Source organism: Nocardia yamanashiensis NBRC 100130, from assembly GCF_001613325.1.
Taxonomy (GTDB): Bacteria; Actinomycetota; Actinomycetes; order Mycobacteriales; family Mycobacteriaceae; genus Nocardia; species Nocardia yamanashiensis.
Genome location: NZ_BDCD01000025.1, coordinates 111,846 through 134,920, shown reverse-complemented (window position 1 = coordinate 134,920; position 23,075 = coordinate 111,846). Strand labels below are relative to the sequence as shown.

The 23,075-nt window shown below is 68.3% G+C and carries 22 protein-coding genes and 1 riboswitch; of the genes, 9 read left to right on the top strand and 13 right to left on the bottom strand.

Annotated elements, in window-relative coordinates; all coding sequences use genetic code 11:
* Positions 1 to 28: 28 nt before the first annotated feature.
* The 4 genes from ahcY to NY1_RS29345 form a co-directional block, all read right to left on the bottom strand.
* Entirely contained in the window at positions 29 to 1,504 is a 1,476-nt protein-coding gene (gene ahcY / locus NY1_RS29360) for an adenosylhomocysteinase (RefSeq protein ID WP_067720301.1), read from the bottom strand.
* Positions 1,505 to 1,617: 113 nt separating this feature from the next.
* Entirely contained in the window at positions 1,618 to 2,781 is a 1,164-nt protein-coding gene (locus NY1_RS29355) for an alkane 1-monooxygenase (RefSeq protein WP_067720298.1), read from the bottom strand.
* Between the two features lie 186 nt (positions 2,782 to 2,967).
* Entirely contained in the window at positions 2,968 to 3,660 is a 693-nt protein-coding gene (locus NY1_RS29350; RefSeq protein WP_067720296.1) for a response regulator, read from the bottom strand.
* Positions 3,657 to 5,234: a sensor histidine kinase gene (locus NY1_RS29345; protein ID WP_233434548.1), complete on the bottom strand. Its 1,578-nt coding sequence runs from the start codon at positions 5,232 to 5,234 to the stop codon at positions 3,657 to 3,659. Before NY1_RS29345 ends, NY1_RS29350 begins: the two co-directional genes overlap by 4 nt.
* A 153-nt stretch (positions 5,235 to 5,387) precedes the next feature.
* Here NY1_RS29345 and NY1_RS29340 point away from each other — a divergent pair, with 153 nt between their 5' ends.
* A complete protein-coding gene (locus tag NY1_RS29340) occupies positions 5,388 to 6,755 on the top strand; it encodes a cation:dicarboxylate symporter family transporter (RefSeq protein WP_067720294.1) in 1,368 nt (455 codons plus the stop codon).
* A gap of 81 nt (positions 6,756 to 6,836) precedes the next feature.
* Here NY1_RS29340 and NY1_RS29335 read toward each other — a convergent pair whose 3' ends face one another.
* The 4 genes from NY1_RS29335 to cofD all read right to left on the bottom strand — a co-directional run bounded on the left by NY1_RS29335 (position 6,837) and on the right by cofD (position 10,520).
* Complete coding sequence (locus NY1_RS29335; protein WP_067720292.1) at positions 6,837 to 7,280, bottom strand: 6,7-dimethyl-8-ribityllumazine synthase; 444 nt, start codon at positions 7,278 to 7,280, stop codon at positions 6,837 to 6,839.
* 79 nt (positions 7,281 to 7,359) lie between these two features.
* A riboswitch (FMN riboswitch) is annotated at positions 7,360 to 7,517 on the bottom strand.
* A 12-nt stretch (positions 7,518 to 7,529) separates the two neighbouring features.
* Positions 7,530 to 8,051 (bottom strand): NUDIX hydrolase, encoded by a 522-nt coding sequence (locus NY1_RS29330; RefSeq protein ID WP_067720290.1) that lies wholly within the window; start codon positions 8,049 to 8,051, stop codon positions 7,530 to 7,532.
* Positions 8,052 to 8,100: 49 nt separating this feature from the next.
* A complete protein-coding gene (locus NY1_RS29325; protein ID WP_084535565.1) occupies positions 8,101 to 9,501 on the bottom strand; it encodes a coenzyme F420-0:L-glutamate ligase in 1,401 nt (466 codons plus the stop codon).
* 20 nt (positions 9,502 to 9,521) lie between these two features.
* The gene (gene cofD / locus NY1_RS29320; RefSeq protein ID WP_369690457.1) at positions 9,522 to 10,520 is read right to left on the bottom strand and encodes a 2-phospho-L-lactate transferase; all 999 of its coding nucleotides are present in this window, start codon (positions 10,518 to 10,520) and stop codon (positions 9,522 to 9,524) included.
* Positions 10,521 to 11,077: 557 nt separating this feature from the next.
* Here cofD and NY1_RS29315 point away from each other — a divergent pair.
* A complete protein-coding gene (locus tag NY1_RS29315) occupies positions 11,078 to 11,335 on the top strand; it encodes a WhiB family transcriptional regulator (RefSeq protein ID WP_169815418.1) in 258 nt (85 codons plus the stop codon).
* A gap of 194 nt (positions 11,336 to 11,529) precedes the next feature.
* Here the strand turns inward: NY1_RS29315 and NY1_RS29310 are convergent, their stop codons facing one another.
* The gene (locus tag NY1_RS29310) at positions 11,530 to 12,009 is read right to left on the bottom strand and encodes a metallopeptidase family protein (protein WP_067817419.1); all 480 of its coding nucleotides are present in this window, start codon (positions 12,007 to 12,009) and stop codon (positions 11,530 to 11,532) included.
* Positions 12,010 to 12,149: 140 nt separating this feature from the next.
* Between NY1_RS29310 and NY1_RS29305 the strand changes: the two genes are divergently transcribed.
* The 6 genes from NY1_RS29305 (at position 12,150) to NY1_RS29280 (ending at position 18,532) form a co-directional block, all read left to right on the top strand.
* Entirely contained in the window at positions 12,150 to 12,539 is a 390-nt protein-coding gene (locus NY1_RS29305; protein ID WP_067720283.1) for a DUF3499 domain-containing protein, read from the top strand.
* Positions 12,540 to 12,621: 82 nt separating this feature from the next.
* Complete coding sequence (locus NY1_RS29300; RefSeq protein WP_067720281.1) at positions 12,622 to 13,998, top strand: phosphomannomutase/phosphoglucomutase; 1,377 nt, start codon at positions 12,622 to 12,624, stop codon at positions 13,996 to 13,998.
* A gap of 73 nt (positions 13,999 to 14,071) precedes the next feature.
* Positions 14,072 to 15,262, top strand: a complete 1,191-nt coding sequence (locus NY1_RS29295) for a tobH protein (protein ID WP_067720280.1) — start codon at positions 14,072 to 14,074, stop codon at positions 15,260 to 15,262.
* The gene (manA, locus tag NY1_RS29290) at positions 15,262 to 16,494 is read left to right on the top strand and encodes a mannose-6-phosphate isomerase, class I (protein WP_067720278.1); all 1,233 of its coding nucleotides are present in this window, start codon (positions 15,262 to 15,264) and stop codon (positions 16,492 to 16,494) included. Before NY1_RS29295 ends, manA begins: the two co-directional genes overlap by 1 nt.
* A 147-nt stretch (positions 16,495 to 16,641) precedes the next feature.
* Positions 16,642 to 17,562: a cation diffusion facilitator family transporter gene (locus NY1_RS29285; protein WP_067720276.1), complete on the top strand. Its 921-nt coding sequence runs from the start codon at positions 16,642 to 16,644 to the stop codon at positions 17,560 to 17,562.
* Positions 17,563 to 17,608: 46 nt separating this feature from the next.
* Complete coding sequence (locus NY1_RS29280; protein WP_067720405.1) at positions 17,609 to 18,532, top strand: cation diffusion facilitator family transporter; 924 nt, start codon at positions 17,609 to 17,611, stop codon at positions 18,530 to 18,532.
* Here NY1_RS29280 and NY1_RS29275 read toward each other — a convergent pair.
* Complete coding sequence (locus tag NY1_RS29275; RefSeq protein WP_067720274.1) at positions 18,518 to 19,963, bottom strand: phytoene desaturase family protein; 1,446 nt, start codon at positions 19,961 to 19,963, stop codon at positions 18,518 to 18,520. The genes NY1_RS29280 and NY1_RS29275 overlap by 15 nt on opposite strands.
* A 92-nt stretch (positions 19,964 to 20,055) precedes the next feature.
* Positions 20,056 to 20,634 carry a TetR/AcrR family transcriptional regulator gene (locus NY1_RS29270; RefSeq protein ID WP_067720272.1) on the bottom strand — a complete coding sequence of 193 codons (579 nt, stop codon included), beginning with the start codon at positions 20,632 to 20,634 and terminating at the stop codon, positions 20,056 to 20,058.
* A 136-nt stretch (positions 20,635 to 20,770) separates the two neighbouring features.
* Here NY1_RS29270 and NY1_RS29265 point away from each other — a divergent pair, with 136 nt between their 5' ends.
* The gene (locus tag NY1_RS29265; protein ID WP_067720271.1) at positions 20,771 to 20,989 is read left to right on the top strand and encodes a DUF4287 domain-containing protein; all 219 of its coding nucleotides are present in this window, start codon (positions 20,771 to 20,773) and stop codon (positions 20,987 to 20,989) included.
* A 64-nt stretch (positions 20,990 to 21,053) separates the two neighbouring features.
* Here the strand turns inward: NY1_RS29265 and manB are convergent, their stop codons facing one another.
* Positions 21,054 to 22,145, bottom strand: coding sequence for a mannose-1-phosphate guanylyltransferase (gene manB / locus NY1_RS29260; protein WP_157762546.1), 1,092 nt, complete (start codon positions 22,143 to 22,145; stop codon positions 21,054 to 21,056).
* Between the two features lie 27 nt (positions 22,146 to 22,172).
* Complete coding sequence (locus NY1_RS29255; RefSeq protein ID WP_067720267.1) at positions 22,173 to 23,072, bottom strand: glycosyltransferase family 2 protein; 900 nt, start codon at positions 23,070 to 23,072, stop codon at positions 22,173 to 22,175.
* Positions 23,073 to 23,075: the final 3 nt, after the last annotated feature.

The following is a 23,075-nucleotide window of genomic DNA, read 5'->3' as shown; positions in this document are numbered from 1 at the left end:
GTTCAGCTTGGGTTACAAGCGGATTCGCTCAGTAGCGGTAGTGCTCCGGCTTGTAGGGGCCCTCCACGTCCACGCCGATGTATTCGGCCTGGTCCTTGGTGAGCTTGGTGAGGGTGCCGCCGAGGGCTTCCACGTGGATGCGGGCAACCTTTTCGTCGAGGTGTTTGGGGAGGCGGTAGACCTCGTTGTCGTACTCCTGGGGCTTGGTCCAGAGTTCGATCTGGGCGATCACCTGGTTGGAGAAGGAGTTCGACATGACGAAGGAGGGGTGGCCCGTCGCGTTGCCGAGGTTCAACAAGCGGCCTTCGGAGAGGACGATGATGGAGCGGCCGGAGTCCGGGAACGTCCACAGGTCGACCTGGGGCTTGATGTTCAGGCGGGTGGCGCCGGAGCGCTCCAGGGCCGCCATGTCGATCTCGTTGTCGAAGTGGCCGATATTGCCGAGGATGGCCTGGGCCTTCATCGCCTTCATGTGATCGAGGGTGATGATGTCCTTGTTGCCGGTCGAGGTGACCACGATGTCGGCGTCGGCGATGGCCTGCTCGACCGTCACGACGTCGAAGCCGTCCATCAGCGCCTGGAGGGCGTTGATGGGGTCGATCTCGGTGACCTGGACGCGGGCGCCCTGGCCCTTCAGGGATTCGGCGCAGCCCTTGCCGACGTCGCCGTAGCCGCAGATCAGCACCTTCTTGCCGCCGATCAGGACGTCGGTGCCGCGGTTGATGCCGTCGACCAGGGAGTGGCGGGTGCCGTACTTGTTGTCGAACTTGGACTTGGTGACCGAGTCGTTGACATTGATTGCGGGGAAGGACAATTCGCCGGCGGCGGCGAACTGGTACAGGCGCAGGACGCCGGTGGTGGTCTCCTCCGTGACGCCCTTGACCGACTCGGCGATCTTGCCCCACTTGCCCTTGTCGGCTTCGAGGCTGGCGCGCAACAGGTTCAGGAAGACCTTGTACTCGGCGGAGTGGGTCTCGTCCTCGGGCGGAACGACGCCGGCCTTCTCGAACTGGGCGCCGCGCAGGACGAGCATGGTGGCGTCGCCGCCGTCGTCCAGGATCATGTTGGCGGGTTCGCCCGGCCAGGTGAGCATCTGCTCGGCGGCCCACCAGTACTCCTCCAGGGTCTCGCCCTTCCAGGCGAAGACGGGAGTGCCCTTGGGCTCGTCGACGGTGCCGTGCGGGCCGACGACGACCGCGGCGGCGGCGTGGTCCTGGGTGGAGAAGATATTGCAGGAGGCCCAGCGGACTTCCGCGCCGAGCGCGGTGAGGGTCTCGATGAGGACGGCGGTCTGCACGGTCATGTGCAGGGAGCCGGAGATGCGCGCGCCCTTGAGGGGCTGCACGTCGTGGTATTCGCGGCGGAGCGCCATCAGGCCGGGCATCTCGTGCTCGGCGAGGCGAATCTCCTTGCGGCCGAACTCGGCCTCGGACAGGTCCGCCACCTTGAAGTCGATCCCATTGCGGACGTCAGCGGTCATCATGCTGGACACTGCGGTCGTCATCTGCCTCTCCTGGTCGGCTGCTTGCCCTAAAGGCTAGACGGTCCGGCCTGGAGGCGGACATGCGGGAAGGCAAGCGTGCGTACACTGTACGCACGCTTGCCCCGGTTTGTCGATTACGCCGCCGCGGCCAGCCCGTGCCGCACCAGAATCCGCTCCCGTTTGCGGGGCTGGATATTGGCCTGGCTGATGTCGCCGTCATAGTGCGCGAGCACACGTTGATCCATGACGTAGCGCCATAGCGGCGGGACGGCGGCCAGCAGGAGCATCGTGGCATATCCGGCGGGGAGCTGGGGAGCCTCCTCGGAAGTCCGGAGCGTCTGGTACCGGCGTCCCGGATTGGCGTGATGGTCGCTGTGCCGCTGCAGGTGGAACAGGAAGATATTGGTGACCAGGCGATCGCTGTTCCAGCTGTCGCGGGGCGAGGTACGGGCCCAGCGGCCGTTGGGACGGCGACGGCGCAGCAGGCCGTAATGCTCCACGTAGTTGACGGTTTCCAGCAGGCCGACGCCGATGACGGCCTGCAGCAGCAGCCAGGGCAGCAGCGCCCAGCCGAAGATCGCGATCAGGGTGCCGAAGAGCACCAGCGTCATCGACCAGGCCTGCAGGATGTGATTGTGGATGGAGAACCAGCGGTGCCCCTTGCGGCGCAGCCGGTCGCGTTCGATGCCGATGCCGGACCGGAAACCGCCGATCACGCTGCGCGGCAGGAACTCCCACAGCGATTCACCCAGCCGGGCGCTGGCCGGATCGGTCGGGGTGGCCACCCGGGCGTGGTGCCCCCGGTTGTGCTCGACGAAGAAATGACCGTAACCCGACTGCGCCAGAGCGATTTTCGACAGCCAGCGCTCCAGCTGCTCGGAACGATGCCCGAGCTCGTGGGCCGCGTTGATGCCGATCCCGCTGACGAAGCCGAGGGTGGCGGCCAGGCCGAGCTTGTCGACCACGGACAGATCCGATCCGGCCCACATCGCGGACGCGATGACCAGGCCGACGAGTTGCACCGGCAGGAACAGGTAGGTGCACCACCGGTAATACCGGTCGTTGCTGAGTAGCTCGTAGTCCTCGTCCTTGGGATTGCTGCCGTCTTCGCCGACGACCCAATCCAGGACGGGGATGACTATGAGGACGATGATGGGTCCGATCCACCAGAAGACCTCGAGGTCGGTTCGCAGTACCAACTGTGAAGGCAGCAACGCACTCGCAGGGGCGATGAGCCCCAGGAACCACAAGTGGCGTTTGGAATCCGGCGAACTCGACCGTTTGCCGACGTTTTGCACGTTTGCCCCGCTAATCAGATACCTCTATAACTTCGCAGCTAGATATGTACAGACACTAACGCTGTTACAGAACATTTTGAGTGGCGAAGGTGGCAACCGTTACAACCAGGACGGTCTGTTCCGGAGCACCCGTCCCTGTGGTGTCGGTCACCGCACATCACCTGCAAACCTGCGGTGAGCAACCGCTCAGTGCGACCAGACGTATCGAACCTGTGGCCGCCCGGTCCGACCGTAGTCGGTCCGGCGTTCCAGCACACCGTCTTCGGCCATACGTTCCAGGTATCGCCAAGCGGTAACCCGCGAAACGCCGACGGCACGCCCGACTTCCCCGGCGGACAACCCGCCGGAGTTTGCTCGCACCGCCCGCGCCACCTCGTCCATGGTCTGCGGCGCAATGCCTTTCGGCGAGGTCGCACGATGATCCGACGTTCGCAGCGCCCCGAAGGCGCGGTCGATGTCCTGCTGCGAGACCGCCGCTTCCCCCGCCGGCAGCGCGGCCCGGTATCGCAGATAGCGATCGAGCTTCTCCCGGAAAGCCGCGAAGGTGAACGGCTTCAACAGATACAGCACCACGCCGTGCGCGACCGCGGCCCGCACCATGGCCAGATCGCGCGCGGAGGTCACCGCGATGACATCGGGCCGCGGTCGCAGCCCGGCCAATGCGGCGGCCACGGCGAGACCGCTCATATCCGGTAAACCGATATCCATCAAGACCAAATCCACCGGATCGCAATCGGTTTGTGACTTCCCGGCGGCTGCGATCGCGTCCTTTCCGGTGTGCACCACCGCCACGACCGTGAAGCCCGGCAACCGCTCCACGTAGGACCGGTGCGCCGCCGCGATTTTCGGATCGTCCTCCACGATCAGCACCCGGATCATCGCTTGCCGTCCCGCGAAAACGTCACCAGCACCGCCGATTCCGGCTCCGACTGCGCCCGCAGCTCACCGCCGCGGCGCGCCACCAGCCGCCGCACCAGCGCCAGCCCCAGACCCTGATGGTCGGTCTTGGTGGAATAGCCGCGTTCGGTGGCGCGCGTGAACACCTCCTCGGACATGCCCGGACCGCTGTCGGCCACCCGCACATACAGTTCCGCGGCGTCGCTGCGCACCGTCACCTCCACCCAGGCGTCCTCGTCGTGATGCACCGCGTCCACCGCGTTGTCGATGAGATTGCCCAGCAGCGTGACCATCTCGTGCGCGGTGAGCGGTTCCACCGAATCCACCACGGTGTCCCCGGTGACCGTCAATTCCACCCCCTGCTCGGCGGCCTTCTCCACCTTGCCCAGCAGCAACGCCACCACCGCCGGTTCGGCGACCGCGCTGGTGAGCCGGTCGATGAGGGCTTGGGAGAGTTCGAGTTCGGCGGTCGCGAAGTCCACCGCGTCCTCGGGCCGGCCCAGCTCCACCATGCTGATCACGGTGTGCAGCCGGTTGGCCGCCTCGTGCGCCTGGGCGCGCAGCGATTCGGCGAAGTCGCGCACCGAATCCAATTCGCCCAGCACGTCCCGCAATTCGGTGTGATCGCGCAGGGTGAGCACGGTGCCGATGCGGCGGCCGTCGTGCTCCACCTCGTCCTGATTCACCACCAGCACCCGGTCCGCGGTCACGTGCATCTCGTCGCGCACCTCCTCGGTTCCCATGCGCTGCAACGAGACCGGCAGGTCGGCGCGGGTGATCGGGCCGTCGGGCAGATCGAGCAGGCGGCGGGCCTCGTCGTTGACCACCTCGGCGTGCTCGCCGTCGCGGCCGAACACCAGCAGGCCCTCGTGCACCGAATGCAGTACCGCGTCGTGATGCTCGTACATGGCGCGCAACTCGGCCGTGCCGAGCCCGTGCGTCTGCCGCAACAGCCTGCGCCGCAACAACAGTGAGCCGAGCGTGACCACCGCCAGCCCGGCCAGCGCCACCGCCAGGATGGTGGGCAGCTGCGCCCGCACCTGATCGCCGATGTGCGCGCGGGTGACGCCCGCCGACACCAGCGCGACGATGCGGCCGTCGGCATCACGCACCGGCGTGACGGCGCGGATCGAGGGACCCAGTGTGCCGGTGTAGGTTTCGGTGAAGGTCTCCCCCGCCAGCGCGCGATCGATATTGCCGCTGAAGGGCTGGCCGATGCGGGTGGTGTCGGTGTGGGTGTAGCGGGTGCGGTCGGGGGCCATCACCACGATGAAGTCGACTCCGGTCGCCTGGCGAATGCTCTCGGTGACCGGTTGCAGCAGCGTGGTGGGATTGGGCGCGCGCACCCCGGACACCGTGGACGGCGCACGGGCGACGCTGACGGCGATATCGGTGACCTGCACCCGGATGGCGTCGTCCTGGGCGCTGCGTAAGCGCAGCACCGCCAGCGCGGTACCGGTGGCGATCACCACCGCGAGCACCACCAGCTGCACCACGAACACCTGCCCGGCCAGGGTGCGCCCACGCCGGGGCCGCCTGCTCAGACCTGTCACCACGCCTCCGTGAAACCTTCCGCGCGCGGCGGTCCTGCCAATCGCCGCGTGAACATAACTTACGAAACAGTGACCCGCGTCACTGCCCAGGACATCATTCTCTATGCAAGTACGTGAGCGGGCTCACACCATCCGGTACCCGAAGGCTTTCCGAAATTGACTGAATCGACAACTGCGCTATCCCCCGCGGCGGCGCCGAAGAAGCGGGATCGCACGCACTGGCTGTATCTGGCCGTCATCCTGGCGGTGCTCGCGGGCATTCTCGTCGGCTGGCTGGCGCCCGGATTCGGCAAATCGGTGGGCGAACTCGGCACCCTGTTCGTGAACCTGATCAAGATGATGATCTCACCGGTCATCTTCTGCACCATCGTGCTCGGCATCGGCTCGGTGCGGGCCGCGGCCAAGGTCGGCAAGGTCGGCGGGCTGGCCATCGGCTACTTCCTGATCATGTCCACGGCGGCGCTGGCCATCGGCCTGGTGGTCGGCAACCTGCTGCATCCGGGCGACGGGCTGAATGTGGCCGCGCACGCCAAGGAGGTCGCCAAGTACGCCAAGGACGCGCAAAGCGCGGGCGGCACTTGGGATTTCATCAAGGAGATCGTGCCGACCACGCTGGTCAGCTCGCTCACCGCGGGCAAGGTGCTGCAGACGCTGTTCGTGGCGCTGCTGGTGGGCTTCGGCATCCAGGCCATGGGTGCCAAGGGCGAACCGCTGCTGCGCGGCATCGCGCTGGTGCAGCAGCTGGTGTTCCGGATCCTGACCATGATCCTGTGGCTGGCCCCGATCGGCGCGTTCGGCGCCATCGCGAATGTGGTGGCGCGCACCGGACTCGACGCGGTCAAACAGCTGGCGCTGCTGATGGTGGCCTTCTACCTCACCTGCGTGGTGTTCGTCTTCGGCGTGCTGGGCGCGCTGCTGCGGGCGGTGGCCGGGGTGTCGATCTTCAAGCTGTGCCGCTACCTGGCGCGGGAGTACCTGCTCATCGTGGCCACCTCGTCCTCGGAGTCGGCGCTGCCGCGGCTCATCGCCAAGATGGAGCATCTGGGCGTGGAGCGCACCACCGTGGGTGTCGTGGTGCCGACCGGATATTCGTTCAATCTGGACGGCACCGCCATCTACCTGACCATGGCGACCCTCTTCGTCGCCGATGCCATGGGCAAGCCGCTGTCCTGGACCGAGCAGCTGGGCCTGCTGGTGTTCATGATCGTGGCGTCCAAGGGCGCGGCCGGTGTGACAGGTGCCGGCCTGGCCACACTGGCCGGCGGCCTGCAGAGTCACCGCCCGGAACTGCTGGACGGGGTCGGGCTGATCGTGGGCATCGACCGGTTCATGTCCGAAGCCCGTGCGCTGACCAACTTCTCGGGCAATGCCGTCGCCACTGTGCTGGTCGGCACCTGGACCAACAGCATCGACACCGAGCGGGTCCGCGCGGTGCTGGACAAGAAGCTGCCCTTCGACGAGACCACCATGGTCGACGAACATCCGGCCGACGCTCCGGCCGGCAAGAACCTGGTCCCGGCCTGAACCCAACCCACCCAGGGTCTGGACCAGTGAACCGCCCGGCGCGCATTTCCCCCCGTTACGCGCCGGGCGGTTTTCCACTGTCTACACCTTCAGGTCGATGGCCAGTGTCGCGACGATCGCCTTGGCCAGTTCCGCGCCCTTCACCTCGAAGTGCCGGGCGAAGTACTCCAGATGTTCGGCGTGCTCATGGAAGTGGTGCGGGGTGAGGACGGCCGAGAACACCGGCACATCGGTTTCCAGCTGCACCCGCATGAGCGCGTCCACCACCGTCGAGGCCACGAAATCGTGCCGGTAGATGCCGCCGTCCACCACCAGCGCGCAGCCCGCGACGGCGGCGTAGGCGCCGCTGGTCGCCAAACGCTTGGCCTGCAAAGGGATTTCGAAGGCCCCGGGGACCTCGATGACGTCGACCTCGGGGAAACCACGCTCGGCCAAACCGTTCCGGCAGGCTTCGACCGCCTTGCCGACGATCTCGGAGTGCCAGCCCGCGGCGACGAGTGCGATTCGATTCGTAGTGGGTGACATGGAATTTCCTCCTGTTCGCGATGTCACCCAGGGCAGAAATACGCGAACAGGCCGACCGCGCGGAGCGGACGGGCCGGTGCCGCGTTCTCTTTCATCCGGACTGTGACCGTCGGCTCCGGGATCACACCGGAATCTGCTGACCCACCCTCGCGGGTGGCGCTCGCGGGCTCGTGCAAACGGATCGGTCCGTCTGCCATTACCGCCGGTGGGGAATTTCACCCCGCCCTGAGAACGTGTACGGCTTCGAGATTACGGGAACAACAGGACGTCCGCGTCGGCGGGGAGGGCGTCCACCGGCCACCAGCGGAGGTCGGTGGATTCCGAGCTGCGTACCGGGACGGCGCCGGCCGGGGCCTTGATCTTGAAGAGCAGATCGAGGTGGCGGGTGGGGATGCCGAGGGAGCAGGTGATGGGGTGTGCCTGCGCGCCGTAGAGGCCGGGTTGCAGGATCAGGTCGGGGATGCCGGATTCCTCGGTGGCTTCGCGGAAGGCCGCGGCACTGACCGAATCGTCGGATTCCTCGCAGTGGCCGCCCAATTGGATCCAGCGGCCGACGCGGGGGTGCAGGGTCAGCAGGACTTGCTTCTCGTCGTGGGAGAAGACCACCGCCGAGGCCGTGATGTGGCCGGCGGCGTGCTCGCGCAGGCAGCCGCGCGGGGCCGAGCCCAGGAAGGCGAGCATGGATTCGCGGATGGACTGCTCCGGACCCGTTGCCGGGGACCAGGTTTCGAGCAGGTCTACCGCCGACTTGTGCAAGGATTCGGCGCTCACGCCCGCACCTCCGCCGCCGCACCGCGCCGCGACTCCGGACCGCCGCGCATCACAGCTCCACCAGTCCGATGCCGGACTCGCGGGCCTCGCGGGGGGCGAGTTCCTCGAGGGGGTAGCCGATCGCGATCGCGCCCAAGGGGTTCCAGTCCGGTTCGAGGCCGAGGACGTCGCGGGTGACCTCGGGGGCGAAGATGGTCGAGCCGATCCAGCAGCTGCCTACGCCCTTGACGGCGAGGGAGACCAGCAGGCCCTGCACGGCCGCGCCGACCGCGACGGTGAACATGGTTTTCTCGGCGGCGCGGCGGGTTTCGTCGGGGTAGTCGTGCGCGCCGTCGGGGACGCAGAACGGGATGATCACCTCGGGGGCGTCGAAGAGGATGCGGCCGCGGGCTACTCGGCGTTCCACCGATTCGGGGTCGCGGCCGTCGCCGGTGAGATCGGCGCGCCACTTCTCGGCCATGGCCTCCAGGAGTTGGTCGCGCAGGCCGCGTTTGCGCAGCCACACGAATCGCACGGGGCGGGTGTGATGCGGGGCCGGGGCGGTCAGCGCCGCGTTCACGGCCGCCCGGATCACCTCCGGTTCGACGGGAGTGCCGGCGAACTGACGCACCGAACGGCGCAGCGGCACAGCCTGATTGCGCCCCAGTTCGATGGCCTCCGCACTGCCCAGCCAGAAGAGGTCTTCCTCGCCGCGGCGCAGCAGGTCGGCGGCGGTGGAACCGTCGTCGGTGTATTCGAAGCCGCGCACCACCGCGACCGGGACGCCGCCCAGCTTGCCCTTCACCAGGTCCGCGGCGGCGGCCAGTTCGTCGGCGACGGCGACCAGGGTGACCTGTAGTTCGTGGCCCTGGCGGTCGATCGCGCCCTCGTAGTCGTGCAGCACCCGCAACCCGGAGGAGCCGATGGCGGCGTCGGTCTGGCCGGTGCGCCAGGCCCGGCCCATGGTGTCGGTGATGACCACGGCGACCTGGACGCCGAGGCGTGCGGCGAGGGCGGTGCGCAGGGCTTTGGCGCTGGCGTCGGGATCGACCGGGAGCAGCACCAATTCGCCCTGCTCCACATTGGAGCCGTCGATGCCGGAGGCGGCCTGCACGATGCCGAGCTTGTTCTCGGTGATGAGGGTGCGGTTCTTGCGCGCGAGCACGCGCACCGCCTCCTGGGTGACCAGTTCGCGGCGGAAGGCGTCGCGCGCCTCCGGGTCGGCGGGGGCCTCGACGATGCGGCCCTCGACCTTCGACACGATCTTGCTGGTCACCACCAGCACATCGCCGTCGCGCAGCCAGGGCGCTTGCGCCGCAAGGGCTTCCGCGAGGTCGTCGCCGGGCCGGAATTCGGGCAGACCGCGCACGGGCAGGATGGTCAGCTCGCCGCCCGCGGCGTGATCGCCGAGCGGCGCGGAAGCCGCGCCCGGGGTCGTGGCGGTGACGCCCGGCGCGCCCGCGGCGGGCACGGTGGTGTCGTCCAGTGCGCTCACGGCTTCACTCCCGCGATGTCGAGGGCCTCGCGGACCATATCGGCGGTCGCGGCCGGGTCGCTCATGATGAGGGGGACGCTGCGGACCTCGACGCCGGGGACGTCCGCGGTGTCCGTGCTGTGGATCAGCCAGCCGTCCAATATGCCTGTGGCGGAACGGGATCCGTAGTGGTTGCCGACGGCTTCGGCGGTGGTCTCCACGCCGATCACCGAGAGGCATTCGTCGGCCATGCCGCGCAGCGGCTTGCCGCCGATCACCGGGGAGAGGCCGACGATCTTGGCCGCGGTGGTGCGCAGCGCGCCCCGAATGCCCGGTACGGCGAGGATCGCGCCGACGCTCACGACGGGGTTGGAAGGGGCCAGCAACACCACGTCAGCGGCCTCTATGATTTCCGTCACACCTGGGCCGGGTTTTGCTTGTTCTGCCCCAATAGTCACGAATCCATGGGTCTCGACGTTCGCTCGATAGCGCACCCACCACTCTTGGAAATGGATCGCGCGACGTTCGCCAGGGTTCTCCGGGTCCCCGATAACTACATGCGTTTCACAGCGGTCGTTGGTTGCCGGAAGCAGTTTCACACCGGGTTGCCACCGATTGCAGAGGGCCTCGGTGACCTGCGAGAGCGGGTAACCCTGACGCAGCATTTCGGAGCGAATGAGATGGGTCGCGATATCGCGGTCGCCCAGTCCGAACCAATCGGGCTGCGCGTTGTATTTCGCCAGCTCCTCCTTGGCGTGCCAGGTCTCGTCGGCATGCCCCCAGCCGCGCTCCTGATCGATGCCGCCACCCAGGGTGTACATGCAGGTGTCCAGGTCAGGGCAGATGCGCAGGCCGTGCATCCAGACGTCGTCGCCGACATTGACGATGGCCGTGATGTCCGCGCCGGGGAGCAGTTCGCGCACGCCCATCAGGAACCGCGCGCCGCCGACTCCGCCGACCAGTACCGCGATCCGGAGGCCGGTGCCGGGTGCGGTGTCCGCTTGTTCTCGAGTCACATCCGCACAGCCTATGCGTTCTACGCCGGAAGATGCCCCGCTACCCATTTGCTGTGAATTTGCTGTTTGAACTGCGGGAACAGTGGGAAAGGGGGTCGAGGATGGTAACGGAATCGCTTCGGCAGCTTGACCATCGACGCTCCCGGCGTGTCTAATCACAGGCATGTCATTCCGGGTCCGCGTGAGAGTGCAAGGCGCGGACGGGTTTTCGAACAGCTGTTCGCACCGGGGTGACGAGCTCGGGGATGGCCGCGGGACTACGTCGCGGTGTTGGGCCGTCGGTGGGATCGGCTCCGACGGATTAATCATTCTGCGCTAACACACAGTGAGGAGGCGGAGCGATGGCCGATGAGCTGGCCCCGTCAGGCATTCCGGGCGGTGTATCGCAAACCGATTCCACAGCTGGCGCAGCATCTGACTTCTGCGCCGACGAACGAATCGGGTACGAGGGGGGTGAACCGTTGACGACTGCACGACCGGGGGGTGGGCAGTGGGCGCGAGCCCAGTACCAGCCCGAACCGCCGCGTTTGAGCTTGATCGTCACCGGTGCTGACGAAATGTTCGACAATTTCTCCAGAGGAAGCCGGCTCACCGAAGCCGAACAGTGGCAGGAACGGGCGCTCTGCGCTCAGACCGACCCGGAGGCGTTCTTCCCCGAGAAGGGCGGTTCCACCCGGGAGGCCAAGCGGATCTGCCTCGGCTGCGAGGTCCGCGACGAATGCCTCGAATACGCGCTGCAGAACGACGAACGCTTCGGCATCTGGGGCGGGCTGTCCGAGCGCGAACGCCGTCGCCTCAAGCGCGGCATCATCTAGGGAAGGATGCTGCGCGGGCAGGCGCAGCATCTTGAAAGCTCGGCTGTAGCAACAGCTTTCATGGACCCACTCCCGGGACCCTCAGGGGCTTCGCCCCCGAACCCCCGGATGGGAGGAAGCCCGGATCCCAGGGGCTTCACCCCCGAACGGCAGTGGGCCGAGTCGCCCGGGATCTCCCCCGAACGGGAGGGGTCCTATTCCGGCTCCGGATCGATGACGTCCGGGTCCACACCGAGATAGGTGGCGATCTGCTGCACCAGGACTTCGCGCAGCAGGTCCACCAGGTCGTCGGGGTCTCCGGCGCGTAGCTCTAATGGCTTGCGGAACAACACGACCCGGGCTCGGGTAGCCATGCCGTAGCGATCCACGCCGGCCGGGATGAGGCGGGAGAGCGGCACCGGGCCGTCGGCCACCACCTCGTCCGGCCATTGCACCGAATCCGGATGCAACGGGCGGATTTTCGGCACATCGTCCACCGCGATATCGAGCTTGGTGAGCTGTTCGTGCCAGCGGCTCTCCAGCGGCGCGAACGCCTCCAGCACCAGGCGGTCGAACTGCTGGCCGCGGGTCCGCCGGGCCGGCACCGTCGGCGGCAGCATCGGCCCGCGCACACCGCGCCCGCGGCGGATCACGGACCGCGCGGTGGGCGGTCGCCGACGACGGGAACGAGTCATACCCCGAATCTACTGTGTTGCCGACAACGGTGTTCGCCCTGGCAACCAAGGCCCGTACGGGGACAAGTGAGACGCAGTCCATTGAGCGTGTCTGTCCCCAGCGAGCCGCGAACGGGGTTACCCTGCTTGGCGTGATCCCCATGCGTCGTTGCTGCCGGCCCGGCTGCAAGAACCCGGCCGTCGCGACGCTGACCTATGTGTACTCGGACTCCATGGCCGTGGTCGGTCCGCTCGTGACGGTCGCCGAACCGCACTCCTGGGACCTGTGCGAAACGCACGCTTCCCGGATTACCGCCCCGAAGGGCTGGGAGCTGGTCAAGCACGAGGGCGGGTTCTCCTCCTCGACGCCCGACGACGACGATCTCACCGCGCTGGCCGAAGCCGTCCGCGAAGCCGGATTGCGCCGCCGGACACCGGATCCCGACCCGCGCGGCTACACCGACTACGCCCCGGCCCCGCAGCGCCCGACCCGTACGGGGCGCACCGGCCGGAGGGGCCATCTACGTGTCCTACCGGATCCGCCGAACTAGCTCGACGCCTTACGAGCGAATACGGGACATGCAGCGCACCGCCGAATACGACTCGTCGCCGAGAGCTACTAGGGTGTTCCCTATGACAGTCGCCCGGTCCGCCGAGTCCGTTCAAGCAGTCATCAAGGCCTATGACGTTCGAGGAGTAGTCGGCGAACAGATCGACGCGGACTTCGTCCGGGACGTGGCCGGGGCCTTCGCCCGGCTGATGCGCTCCGAGGGCGCGCAGCGCGTGGTCATCGGGCACGATATGCGCGATTCCTCCCCCGCCCTGGCCGAGGCGTTCGCCGACGGCGTGCAGTCGCAGGGCCTGGACGTGGTGCACATCGGGCTGGCCTCCACCGACGAGCTGTACTTCGCCTCCGGCCATTTGGATTGCCCCGGAGCCATGTTCACCGCCTCGCACAATCCGGCCAAGTACAACGGCATCAAGCTGTGCCGCGCCAAGGCGCTGCCGGTCGGTCAGGACACCGGCCTGGCCACCATCTCCGACGAGGTCGTCACCGGCGTCCCGGCCTACGACGGCCCGCGCGGCGCCGCCACCGAGCAGGACCTGCTCGCCGCCTACGCGGCCTTCCTGCACAAGCTGGTCGACCTGAGCGATTCCCGCCCGCTGCGCATCGCGGTGGACGCCGGCAACGGCATGGGCGGGTTCACCGTCCCGGCCGTGCTGGGCACGCTGCCGCAGTACACCATCGAGCCGCTGTTCTTCGAACTCGACGGCACCTTCCCCAATCACGAAGCCAACCCGCTGGATCCGAAGAACCTGGTGGATCTGCAGGCCTACGTCCGCAAGACCGGCGCCGATATCGGCCTGGCCTTCGACGGCGACGCCGACCGCTGCTTCGTGGTGGACGAGAAGGGCGATCCGGTCTCCCCGTCGGCCGTCACCGCGCTGGTTGCCGAGCGCGAGCTGACCAAGGAGCCGGGCGCGACCATCATCCACAATCTGATCACCTCCAAGGCGGTGCCGGAGCTGGTGACCGAACTCGGCGGCACCCCCGTGCGCACCCGCGTCGGCCACTCGTTCATCAAGCAGCAGATGGCCGCCACCGGCGCCATCTTCGGCGGCGAGCATTCCGCGCACTACTACTTCCGCGACTTCTGGGGCGCCGACTCCGGCATGCTCGCGGCCCTGCACGTGCTGGCGGCGCTCGGCGAGAAGGAGCGCCCGATGTCGGAACTGGCATCGGCCTATTCGACCTACGCCGCGTCCGGGGAGATCAACTCCACGGTCGCCGACGCGCAGGACCGGACCACCGCCGTACTGGAGGCGTTCGGCAAGCGCGCCAAGTCGGTGGACCGTTTGGACGGAGTCACGGTGCAGTTGCCCGACGGCGCCTGGTTCAACCTGCGCGCCTCCAATACCGAACCGCTGCTTCGGCTCAATGTCGAAGCACGATCGCAGGAGGAAGTAGACGCACTCGTAACCGAGATCCTGAGCATCGTCCGCGCCTGACTGGAATAGTGGAATCACAGAGCTTGGATTCACCAGCGCCTGGTGACCCGATGAGGGGAGGTGGCAACGCCCGATGATCGCTGGGACACCGGTACTCGACCTCGATGACGTCGCCTCGCTGGAGGCGGCCGACACCGGCGGTGGCTTGCGCTCCGCCGCGTCGGGCGGAGCCCTGGTCAGGGCTACCGCCGCGGCCATTTCCGAAGATGCTTTGGCTCGGTTGCAGGACCTGCGGCCGCGCAGTCTGGTACTCGTCTCCGGCGCCGGGCGGGCCGCCCGCGCCGCCGGTCTGCTGATCACCGCGCTCGGTGATCGCACGAGTATGCCGCTGGTGCCCGCGACCTCGATCCCGCCCTGGGTGGGACCGCTGGACGTGGTGCTGGTGGCCGGTGACGACGCGGGCGATCCGCGTCTCGCCGAAGCCGTGGACCGGGCGCTGCGCCGGGGTGCGGAGGTCATCGTGGCCGCGCCCGACGAGGGACCGCTGCGCGCGGCCGCCGCCGGCCGGGCCACCATGCTGCCGCCGCGGCTGCCCGTGCTCGATCACAATCGGCTGCTGCGTTTCTTCGCCGTCGGCATGGCGGTGCTGGCCGCCGTCGACCCCAATCGGGTCGGTCCGCTGGTGCCGGATCTGAACGAGCTCGCCGATCTGCTGGACGCCGAGGCGCTGCGCGACGGACCGCAGCACGAGGCCTTCCACAATCCCGCCAAGACCCTGGCCACCCGCATGCAGCAGCGGCCGCGCCTGGTGCTGGCCGGGGACACCGCCGCCACCACCGAGCTGGCCGTGCACGGCTGCGAGGTGCTGCTGGCCGGCGCCGGGAAGATCGCCACTGCCGCGACCCTGGCGGAAAGCATTGCGGCGCACGGCCGTCTGGTCGAGGCGGCCGGCGTGTCCGCGCCAGACTTCGATCCGCTGTTCCACGACGAGCAGCTCGACGGGCCCGCGCCCGTCCAGCAGGTGCGGGTGTTCGTGCTGACCACCAGTCCCGACGAATTCGCGGTACGGCGGCGGCTCGGGGTGTTCTCCGCCGATGCCGGGCTGGTGGACGCCGATCTGGTGAATGTGGACGCGGAAGCGGCCGCCACCGCCGGTACTCCCCCCGCCGGCGCCGAAGGGCAGCCCCTGGCGCCCGCGCCCGGCGGCGAACTGGCACAGTTGGCGGTGCTGGCCCTGCGGCTCGAAATGGCCGCCGCCTACCTACGACTACTCGGTTCCCGCCCGGCCGCCGGACCGGGACGCTATGACGGGGGACACTACTAGTGCACGAACTCGTTGGTGCGCTGCGCTCCTATGCCTGGGGATCACGCACCGCGCTCGCTCAGCTGTGCGGACGACCGGTTCCCTCCGCGCATCCGGAGGCCGAACTCTGGTTCGGCGCCCACCCCGCCGATCCGGCGCGGGTGCAGATCAACGGCCACAGCGAATCGCTGCTGGAGCTGGTCAGCGCCGACCCGCAACGCGAATTGGGCCCGGTCGCGGGCGAATTCGGCGGCCGGCTGCCGTTCCTGCTGAAGATCCTGGCCGCCGAGGAACCGCTCTCGCTGCAGGCGCATCCCAGCATCGAGCAGGCGCGGGCCGGCTACGCCCGGGAGAATCACGCCGGGGTCGCCCTGGACGCGCCGATGCGGAACTACCGGGACGAGAACCACAAACCCGAACTGGTGGTGGCGCTGAACCGGTTCGAGGCCCTGGCCGGGTTCCGCGAACCGCGCCGGACCGTGCGGCTGCTGACCGCGCTGGACGTGCCGGAACTGACGCCGTACGCGGAACTGCTCGCGGCGCAGCCGGATTCGGCCGGGCTGCGCACGCTGTTCACCACCTGGATCGCGCTGCCGCAGCACGCCCTGGCCAATCTGCTGCCGAAGGTGCTGGACGGGTGCGTGCGGTACCTGTCCGAGCGGGACGCCGGATACGACGGCACGCCCAAGGAATTCACCGCCGAGGTGCGCACCGCGCTGGAACTGGCCGAGGCCTATCCGGGCGATGCCGGGGTGCTGGCGGCGCTGCTGCTCAATCGCATCACCCTGGAACCGGGCCAGGGACTGTTCCTCGCGGCCGGAAATCTGCACGCCTATCTCAGCGGCGTCGGCGTCGAGATCATGGCCAATTCCGACAATGTGCTGCGCGGCGGGCTCACGCCCAAGCACGTGGACGTGCCGGAACTGCTGCGCGTGCTGGACTTCGAACCGCTCGAGCTGCCGATCATCGAAGCCGAGCAGACGGGCCCGGGAATCTACCGGTACGACACGCCGGCGCCCGAATTCGCGCTCAGCCGAATCGAACTCGCGGCGGACGCCGATCCGGTCCCGCTGCACGCCGGACCCGGCATCGCGCTGTGCACGCACGGGAATGTGCGACTGCTGCAGGGCAAGCACGAACTCATCGTCGAATGCGGCAGCGCGGCTTGGATTTCGGCCGCCGACGGACCGATCCGGGCCGCCGCCGCGGACGGACCGGCCCAATTGTTCTGCGCCACCGCCGGAGCGGACTAGTTCACCGGCCGCGACCGGGCGACTGATCTCGTAAGATCCGGGTAATTCCTGGGACACACCCAGAATCTGTTCAGCACCCGACCGCACCACGCGTGCACGAATCGATACGGCCCTCAGGCCGTGCGCTGAAGGCGCGGAGAGGCGGAAATGTCCGGCGGTAAGAAGGCGATCCTGGCGGCGTTGAGCGCCAACGCCGGTATCGCGGCGGCGAAGTTCATCGGCGCGGCGATCACCGGGTCGGCGTCGATGCTGGCCGAGGCAGTGCACTCGGTGGCGGACACCTCGAATCAGGGCCTGCTGCTGCTCGGGCAGAAGCGGGCCGAACAGCAGGCCGATCAGCTGCATCCCTTCGGGTACGGGCGGAATCGGTACTTCTATTCGTTCGTGGTCGCCTTGGTGATCTTCGCGCTCGGCTCGCTGTACGCGATCTACGAGGGCATCCACAAGATCCAGCATCCGGAGGAGCTCTCGAACGCCATCGTGGCGATCGTCATCCTCGGCATCGCCATCGCGCTGGAGGGCTTCTCCTTCGTCACCGCCATGCGGGAATCCAAGCCGCTCAAGGGCAATGCCTCCTGGTGGCAGTTCATCCGCACCTCGCGCAATCCGGAACTGCCGGTGGTGCTGCTCGAGGACACCGGGGCGCTCATCGGCCTGCTCATCGCCTTCGTGGCGATCACCTTGACCGTACTGACCGGGGAGCCGATCTGGGACGGCGTCGGCACGCTGGGCATCGGCGTGCTGCTGGGCATCATCGCGGTCATTCTGATCATCGAGATGCAGAGCCTGCTGATCGGTGAGGGCGCGCTGCCCGCGGACGAGGCGAAGATTCGCGACCGGCTGGTCGACGGGGAGCACATCGACCGGGTCATCCACTTGCGGACCCAGTATCTGGGGCCGGAGGAACTGCTGGTGGCCGCCAAGATCTCGATCGTGCCGGGGCTGGAGATCGACCAGATCGCCGATGCCATCGACGCGGCCGAAGCGCGTGTGCGCGAGGCGGTTCCGGCGACGCGGGTCATCTACCTGGAGCCGGACCTGTACCGGACCAAGACCGTCGACGCGTAGGGCGTGTAGCGCCGGTTCGGCCGGAAATCGCCGTAGCGTGAACGATATGGCATCCGGTAGTCGCAAAGCGGTGCTGGCGGCATTCTCCGCCGACGCCGGCATCACCCTCGCCAAGTTCATCGGCGCGGCGATCACCGGATCGGCGTCCATGCTCGCCGAATCGGTGCACTCGCTGGCCGACACCGCCAATCAGGGCCTGCTGCTGGTGGGCCGGCGGCGGGCCGAGCAGGAAGCCGATCAGCTGCATCAGTTCGGGTACGGGCGGAACCGGTACTTCTATTCGTTCGTGGTCGCGCTGGTCATCTTCACCGTGGGCTCGCTGTACGCGATCGACGAGGGCATCCACAAGATCCGGCATCCGGAGCATCTGAGCGATACCTGGGTGGCCATCGCCATCCTGGTCATCGCGATGGCATTGGAGTCCTACAGTCTGCTCACCGCCAAAAAAGCCTCGGCGCCGCTGAAAGGGCGCAAGAGCTGGTGGGCGTTCATCCGGAGCACGCGCAGCGCGGAACTGCCGGTGGTGCTGCTGGAGGATTCCGGGGCGCTGATCGGGCTGGGGCTGGCGTTCCTCGGCGTCGGATTGACCGCACTCACCGGCGATCCGGTGTGGGACGGGGTCGGGACGGTGGCCATCGGCGTCCTGCTCGGATTCATCGCGGTGGTGCTGATCGTGGAGATGAAGAGCCTGCTCATCGGGGAAGGCGCGCCGGCGGAAGAGGATCGGCGGATTCGGGAGCAGCTCGTCGGCGGGCCCGGGATCGATCGGGTGCTGGATCTCAAGACCCAGTACCTCGCGCCCGACGAGCTGCTGGTGGCGGCCAAGGTGGCGATGACGCCGGGACTGGACATCGAGGCGGCGGCCATCGCCATCGACGCGGCGGAAGTGCGGGTGCGGCAGGCGGTTCCGGCCGTCCGGCACCTCTATATCGAACCGGATCTCTACCGGTCCGAATCAGCGCGCCAGTAGTTCCAGCGGATCGGTGCGCACGCCGAACTCGCGGCGCAGCGCGTGCCGGGCGGCGTAGTAGCCGTTCATGCCGTGCACGCCCGGGCCGGGCGGCGTCGCCGAGGAGCACAGGTACACGCCCGGCAGCGGCGTCGAATACGGATTCCAGCGCGGGGCGGGGCGTAAGACGGTCTGCCGCAAGGTCATCGCGCCCGCCGAGATATCGCCGCCGATGTAGTTGGGATTGTGCGCGGGCATCTTGGCGGCGGTGCGCACGTGGGTGGCCAGGATCAGATCGCGGAAGCCGGGGGCGAAGCGTTCCACCTGCGCGGTAATGGTTTCGGTGAGATCGCGCGTCGAACCGTTGGGGACGTGGGCGTAGGTGTACAGCGTGTGCTTGCCCGCCGGGGCGCGGGAATCGTCGACCACGCCCGGCTGGATGGCAAGCACGAACGGGCGCTCGGCGTGTTGCCCGGCGGCGACGGCCTTTTCGGCCGCGACGGCTTCCGCGCGGGTGCCGACCAGATGCAGAGTGCCCGCGCGATCGCAGCCCAGCGCCCGCCACGGCACCGGGCCGGAGAGCGCGAAGTCGACCTTGCAGGCCGCGCCGCCGTAGTGGAAGTGCCGGAGCGAGAAGTCGTAGCGGGCGGGCAGCGTGGCGATGCGCTGGAATTCGGCCGGGGCGATATCCAGCAGAACCGTCTTCACCTCGGCGAACTCGTCGATGGAATCCACCCGGTGTCCCGTGATGATCCGTCCCCCATGGGCTTTCAGGTCCTCGGCCAGCGCGGCCATGATGGCCTGCGAACCGCCGCGCGGCACCGGCCAGCCGCCCACATGGGCGAGGGCGCCGAGCAGGGCGGCCACGCCCGCCGACGGAATCGAGCGCGGCGGGCGAATCGCATGGGCGGCAACGCCGGTCAGCAGCGCGGGCGCGACCTCTTCGCGGAAACGCAGATTCCACAGCGGCGTGGACTGTTCCAGCAGGCGGCGCGCGAAGCGCACCCCGGTGGCCACGTGCAGGGGCGGATGCCGCAGATCCGACATGCCGAGTTCCACCAGCTGTTCCCAGTCGCGCACCAGCGGCGCGAACAATCGCCGCCACGCGCCGCCGTCGCGGCCCAGCCCGTCCACCGTGTGGTCGAGATCGCGCCAGGCCAGCCCGGCGTGCCCGTCGTCCAATGGATGCGCGTAGGAGACCTGCGGCGCAAGCATTTCCACGCCGTGCTTCGCCAGATCGAAGGCCCGGAAGAACTGGGACGCCACCGCCATGGGGTGCGCGCCCGCGCACAGATCGTGCTCGAACCCCGGCAGCGTCACCTGCGCGGTGCGGCAGCCGCCGCCGAAATCCTCGGCCGCTTCGAACACTTCGACTTCGAGTCCGGCGCGGGCCAGGATCACCGCCGCCGCCAGGCCGTTGGGTCCCGATCCGACCACCACCGCGTCCGCCATGATCTCAGCGTAGGCGCGCCCCGGGCGTTACGGCCGCGACCGTGACGAACCACGCGCTCCGGGCTGGTCAGCACGGCTCGGGGCGGGGAGCGTCAGGCGGGGCCGATCCATTGGGACACCAGGATTTCCAGTCGTGCAGTGCGAAAGTCGGGCCGCAGCCGACCTCCCCGGTCGAGCGTGGCGAGCCCGTGCAATGCGCTCCAGGCCACCTCGGTGAAGGTCTCGGCGTCGTGCGGGGTGGCGAACGGCGCGAAGGTCTGCAGCAGTTCCACGAAGGCGTCCTGGAGCGGCTGCGGCGCGCCGGGGCCGAATTTCAGTTCGGTGCGCAGCGAGAACATGGCGTCGTAGAGGGCGGGCTTGTCACGAGAGAAATCGAGGTAGCCCTGGGCGACGGCGGTGACCGCGGCCGCCGGATCGGATGCGGTCTCGCGGGCGCGGCGGGTGGCGGCGGCCAGTTCGGCGAAACCCTCCAGTGCGACCGCGGAGACGATGGCGTCCTTGCCGGCGAAGTGCGAGTACAGCACCGGCTGGCTGTATTCGATGCGATCGGCGAGCTTGCGCACGGTCACGGCGTCCCAGCCATCGGTCTCGGCGATCTGCCGCGCGGTATCGATGATGAGCTGGTGCCGGCCGGCGCGCTCACGCTCTTTTCGAGTCTGGATTGCGCTCATGGGAAAACTCTAGCACCGCTAGACAAGCTACCCACGCACGGTATCGATCCCGGGTGTGACGCGCGACACCCTACGATGAATTTCCGGAGCACGCGTCGTCCACACTGACGACGACGCAGAACGAAGGAGCGACACCATGGCGACCACCAAGCCGCACGGCCCGGCCTCGTACTTCCCGGCCATCGAAACCAAATACGGCCGCTCGGTGGACGATTGGTTCGCCACGCTCGCCGGCACCGGCATCACCTCGCACAAGGAGCTGGTGAACTGGCTCAAGAGCGAGCACGAGATGGGGCACGGCCACGCCACCGCGCTGGTGCAGTTCCACCTGAACCCCGGCAAGTGGGAACGCTGAACCCCTTCCAGCGCAAACGAAATCGGCCGCTCACCAGGTGAGCGGCCGATTCGCTGAAAACCGATCAGACGTCGGTGGAGAAGCGGATACCGCCGTCCGGGATGTCCACGCCCGGCCAGACGCGTGCACCCCGTAGTAGTTCGCAACGCGCGCCCACGATCGCGCCGTCGCCGATCACGGCATCGCGGACCAGGGCCCGCGGGCCGATCTTGGCGCCGAAGCCGATGATCGAACGTTCCACGGTGGCACCGGCTTCCACGCATGCGCCGTCGAACAGGACCGCGCCGTCGAGCCGGGCCCCGGCGCCGACTTCCGCGCCGCGGCCGACGACCGTGCCGCCGATGAGCAGCGCGCCGGGCGCGACGCCCGCACCGGGATGCACCAGGGATTCACCGCGCTGCCCCGGCAGCGCCGGGGAGGGCGCGATGCCGCGGACCAGATCGGCCGAGCCGCGCACGAAGTCCTCGGGGGTGCCCATGTCCCGCCAGTACGAGGTGTCCACGTGGCCCTGGATGTGCGCGCCCTCGGCGAGCAGGGACGGGAAGGTCTCGCGCTCGACCGAGACCGGACGCCCGGCCGGGATCTTCTCGATGTACTCGCGGCGGAAGACGTAGCAGCCGGCATTGATCTGGTCGGTCGGCGGATCCTGGGTCTTCTCCAGGAACGCGGTGACCCGCCCGTTCGCGTCGGTCGGGACGCAGCCGAAGGCGCGCGGATCGCTGACCCGGACCAGGTGCAGCGTCACATCGGCGTTCGAGGAGTGATGGGTGTCCAGGATCGCGCCCAGATCGGTGCCGCCCAGCACGTCGCCGTTGAACACCATCACCGTGTCGTTGCGCAGCTTGGGCACCACATTGCGGATGCCGCCGCCGGTGCCCAGCGGCTCGGTCTCGGTGACGTACTCGAGTTCCAGGCCGAGCTCGGAGCCGTCACCGAAGTGCTCCTCGAAGACCTCCGCCTTGTAGGAGGTGCCGAGGACCACGTGGGTGATGCCGGCGTCGGCGATGCGGGCCAGCAGGTGCTGCAGGAAGGGCAGACCCGCGGTGGGCAGCATCGGCTTGGGAGCGGAGAGGGTCAACGGGCGCAGACGGGTGCCCTGTCCCCCGACCAGGATCACCGCATCGGTGTTCCCGGCGCCATTGCCGCTGTTGGCCATCATCTCCCCTGGGTTCGAGTGGTCTGTTCAGGATTGCGCGGCGCGGTCGCGTTCACGCAGTGCGGATCGAACCGCAAGCTTGCAGCGGATCGCAAGTCCGGCCTTCAGAGCGACCCGCAGTGGAGCCTGCCACCAGTGTGGATGCCGGTCCGCCTGGAAGCGGTAGGCGCTGGCGTGGTGCGCCGGGAGCATGGTCTCCGGGTGCTTGCCCGCCGCGTGCCCCTTGGCGTGGGTGACCTCGGCGAAGGGCACGAACACATTGTGCCAGCCCGCCTTGCCCATGCGGTCACCGAAGTCCACGTCCTCCATGTACATGAAGTAGCGCGAGTCGAAGCCGTCGATGGAGTCGAAGGCGGCGCGGCGCACCAGCAGGCAGGAGCCGGAGAGCCAGCCGACGGTGCGTTCGGAGATCTGCTCGTTGTCCTGGCGGTAGCGCAGCGTCCAGGGATTGCCCGGCCAGATGCTGCCCAGGATGGCGTGGCCGGCGCCGTCGGCGATGCCGGGCACGGCGCGCGCGGACGGGTAGACCGAGCCGTCCGGCTCCAGCACCATCGGGCCCAGGGCGCCGGCGCGCGGCCAGCGGCGGGCGGCCTCGAGCAGCTTGTCGATGGCGTCGGTGCCCCACCGGATGTCCGGGTTGGAGATGACGATGAATTCGATGTCCGGGTCGATTTCGGCGACCGCGCGGTTGATGGCCCCGCCGTAGCCGATATTGCCGCCGGTGCGCAGTAGGCGGACGTGCTCGTTGGCTTCGGCCGCGAGTTCCGGCGAACCGTCGGTGGAACCGTTGTCGGCGAGGATGACCTGGGGCTTCTCACTCGTGGCGGTAGCCAGCGTGCTGATGAAGTGTTCCAGGTGCTCGCCGGGCGAGTAGGTCACCGTGACGACGGCCAGGGTCGGGCGGCCGGCAGAATCCGAGGGGCTCACGGA

Bases quoted from the DNA above. Each gene is read 5' to 3' on its own strand.
- ahcY (WP_067720301.1), bottom strand. From the start codon at position 1,504: ATGACGACCGCAGTGTCCAGCATGATGACCGCTGACGTCCGCAATGGG.
- NY1_RS29350 (WP_067720296.1), bottom strand. From the start codon at position 3,660: ATGATCCGGGTGCTGATCGTGGAGGACGATCCGAAAATCGCGGCGGCG.
- NY1_RS29335 (WP_067720292.1), bottom strand. From the start codon at position 7,280: ATGTCACCCACTACGAATCGAATCGCACTCGTCGCCGCGGGCTGGCAC.
- NY1_RS29315 (WP_169815418.1), top strand. From the start codon at position 11,078: ATGTTCGACAATTTCTCCAGAGGAAGCCGGCTCACCGAAGCCGAACAG.
- NY1_RS29310 (WP_067817419.1), bottom strand. From the start codon at position 12,009: ATGACTCGTTCCCGTCGTCGGCGACCGCCCACCGCGCGGTCCGTGATC.
- NY1_RS29305 (WP_067720283.1), top strand. From the start codon at position 12,150: ATGCGTCGTTGCTGCCGGCCCGGCTGCAAGAACCCGGCCGTCGCGACG.
- NY1_RS29300 (WP_067720281.1), top strand. From the start codon at position 12,622: ATGACAGTCGCCCGGTCCGCCGAGTCCGTTCAAGCAGTCATCAAGGCC.
- NY1_RS29295 (WP_067720280.1), top strand. From the start codon at position 14,072: ATGATCGCTGGGACACCGGTACTCGACCTCGATGACGTCGCCTCGCTG.
- NY1_RS29285 (WP_067720276.1), top strand. From the start codon at position 16,642: ATGTCCGGCGGTAAGAAGGCGATCCTGGCGGCGTTGAGCGCCAACGCC.
- NY1_RS29280 (WP_067720405.1), top strand. From the start codon at position 17,609: ATGGCATCCGGTAGTCGCAAAGCGGTGCTGGCGGCATTCTCCGCCGAC.
- NY1_RS29275 (WP_067720274.1), bottom strand. From the start codon at position 19,963: ATGGCGGACGCGGTGGTGGTCGGATCGGGACCCAACGGCCTGGCGGCG.
- NY1_RS29270 (WP_067720272.1), bottom strand. From the start codon at position 20,634: ATGAGCGCAATCCAGACTCGAAAAGAGCGTGAGCGCGCCGGCCGGCAC.
- NY1_RS29265 (WP_067720271.1), top strand. From the start codon at position 20,771: ATGGCGACCACCAAGCCGCACGGCCCGGCCTCGTACTTCCCGGCCATC.
- manB (WP_157762546.1), bottom strand. From the start codon at position 22,145: ATGGCCAACAGCGGCAATGGCGCCGGGAACACCGATGCGGTGATCCTG.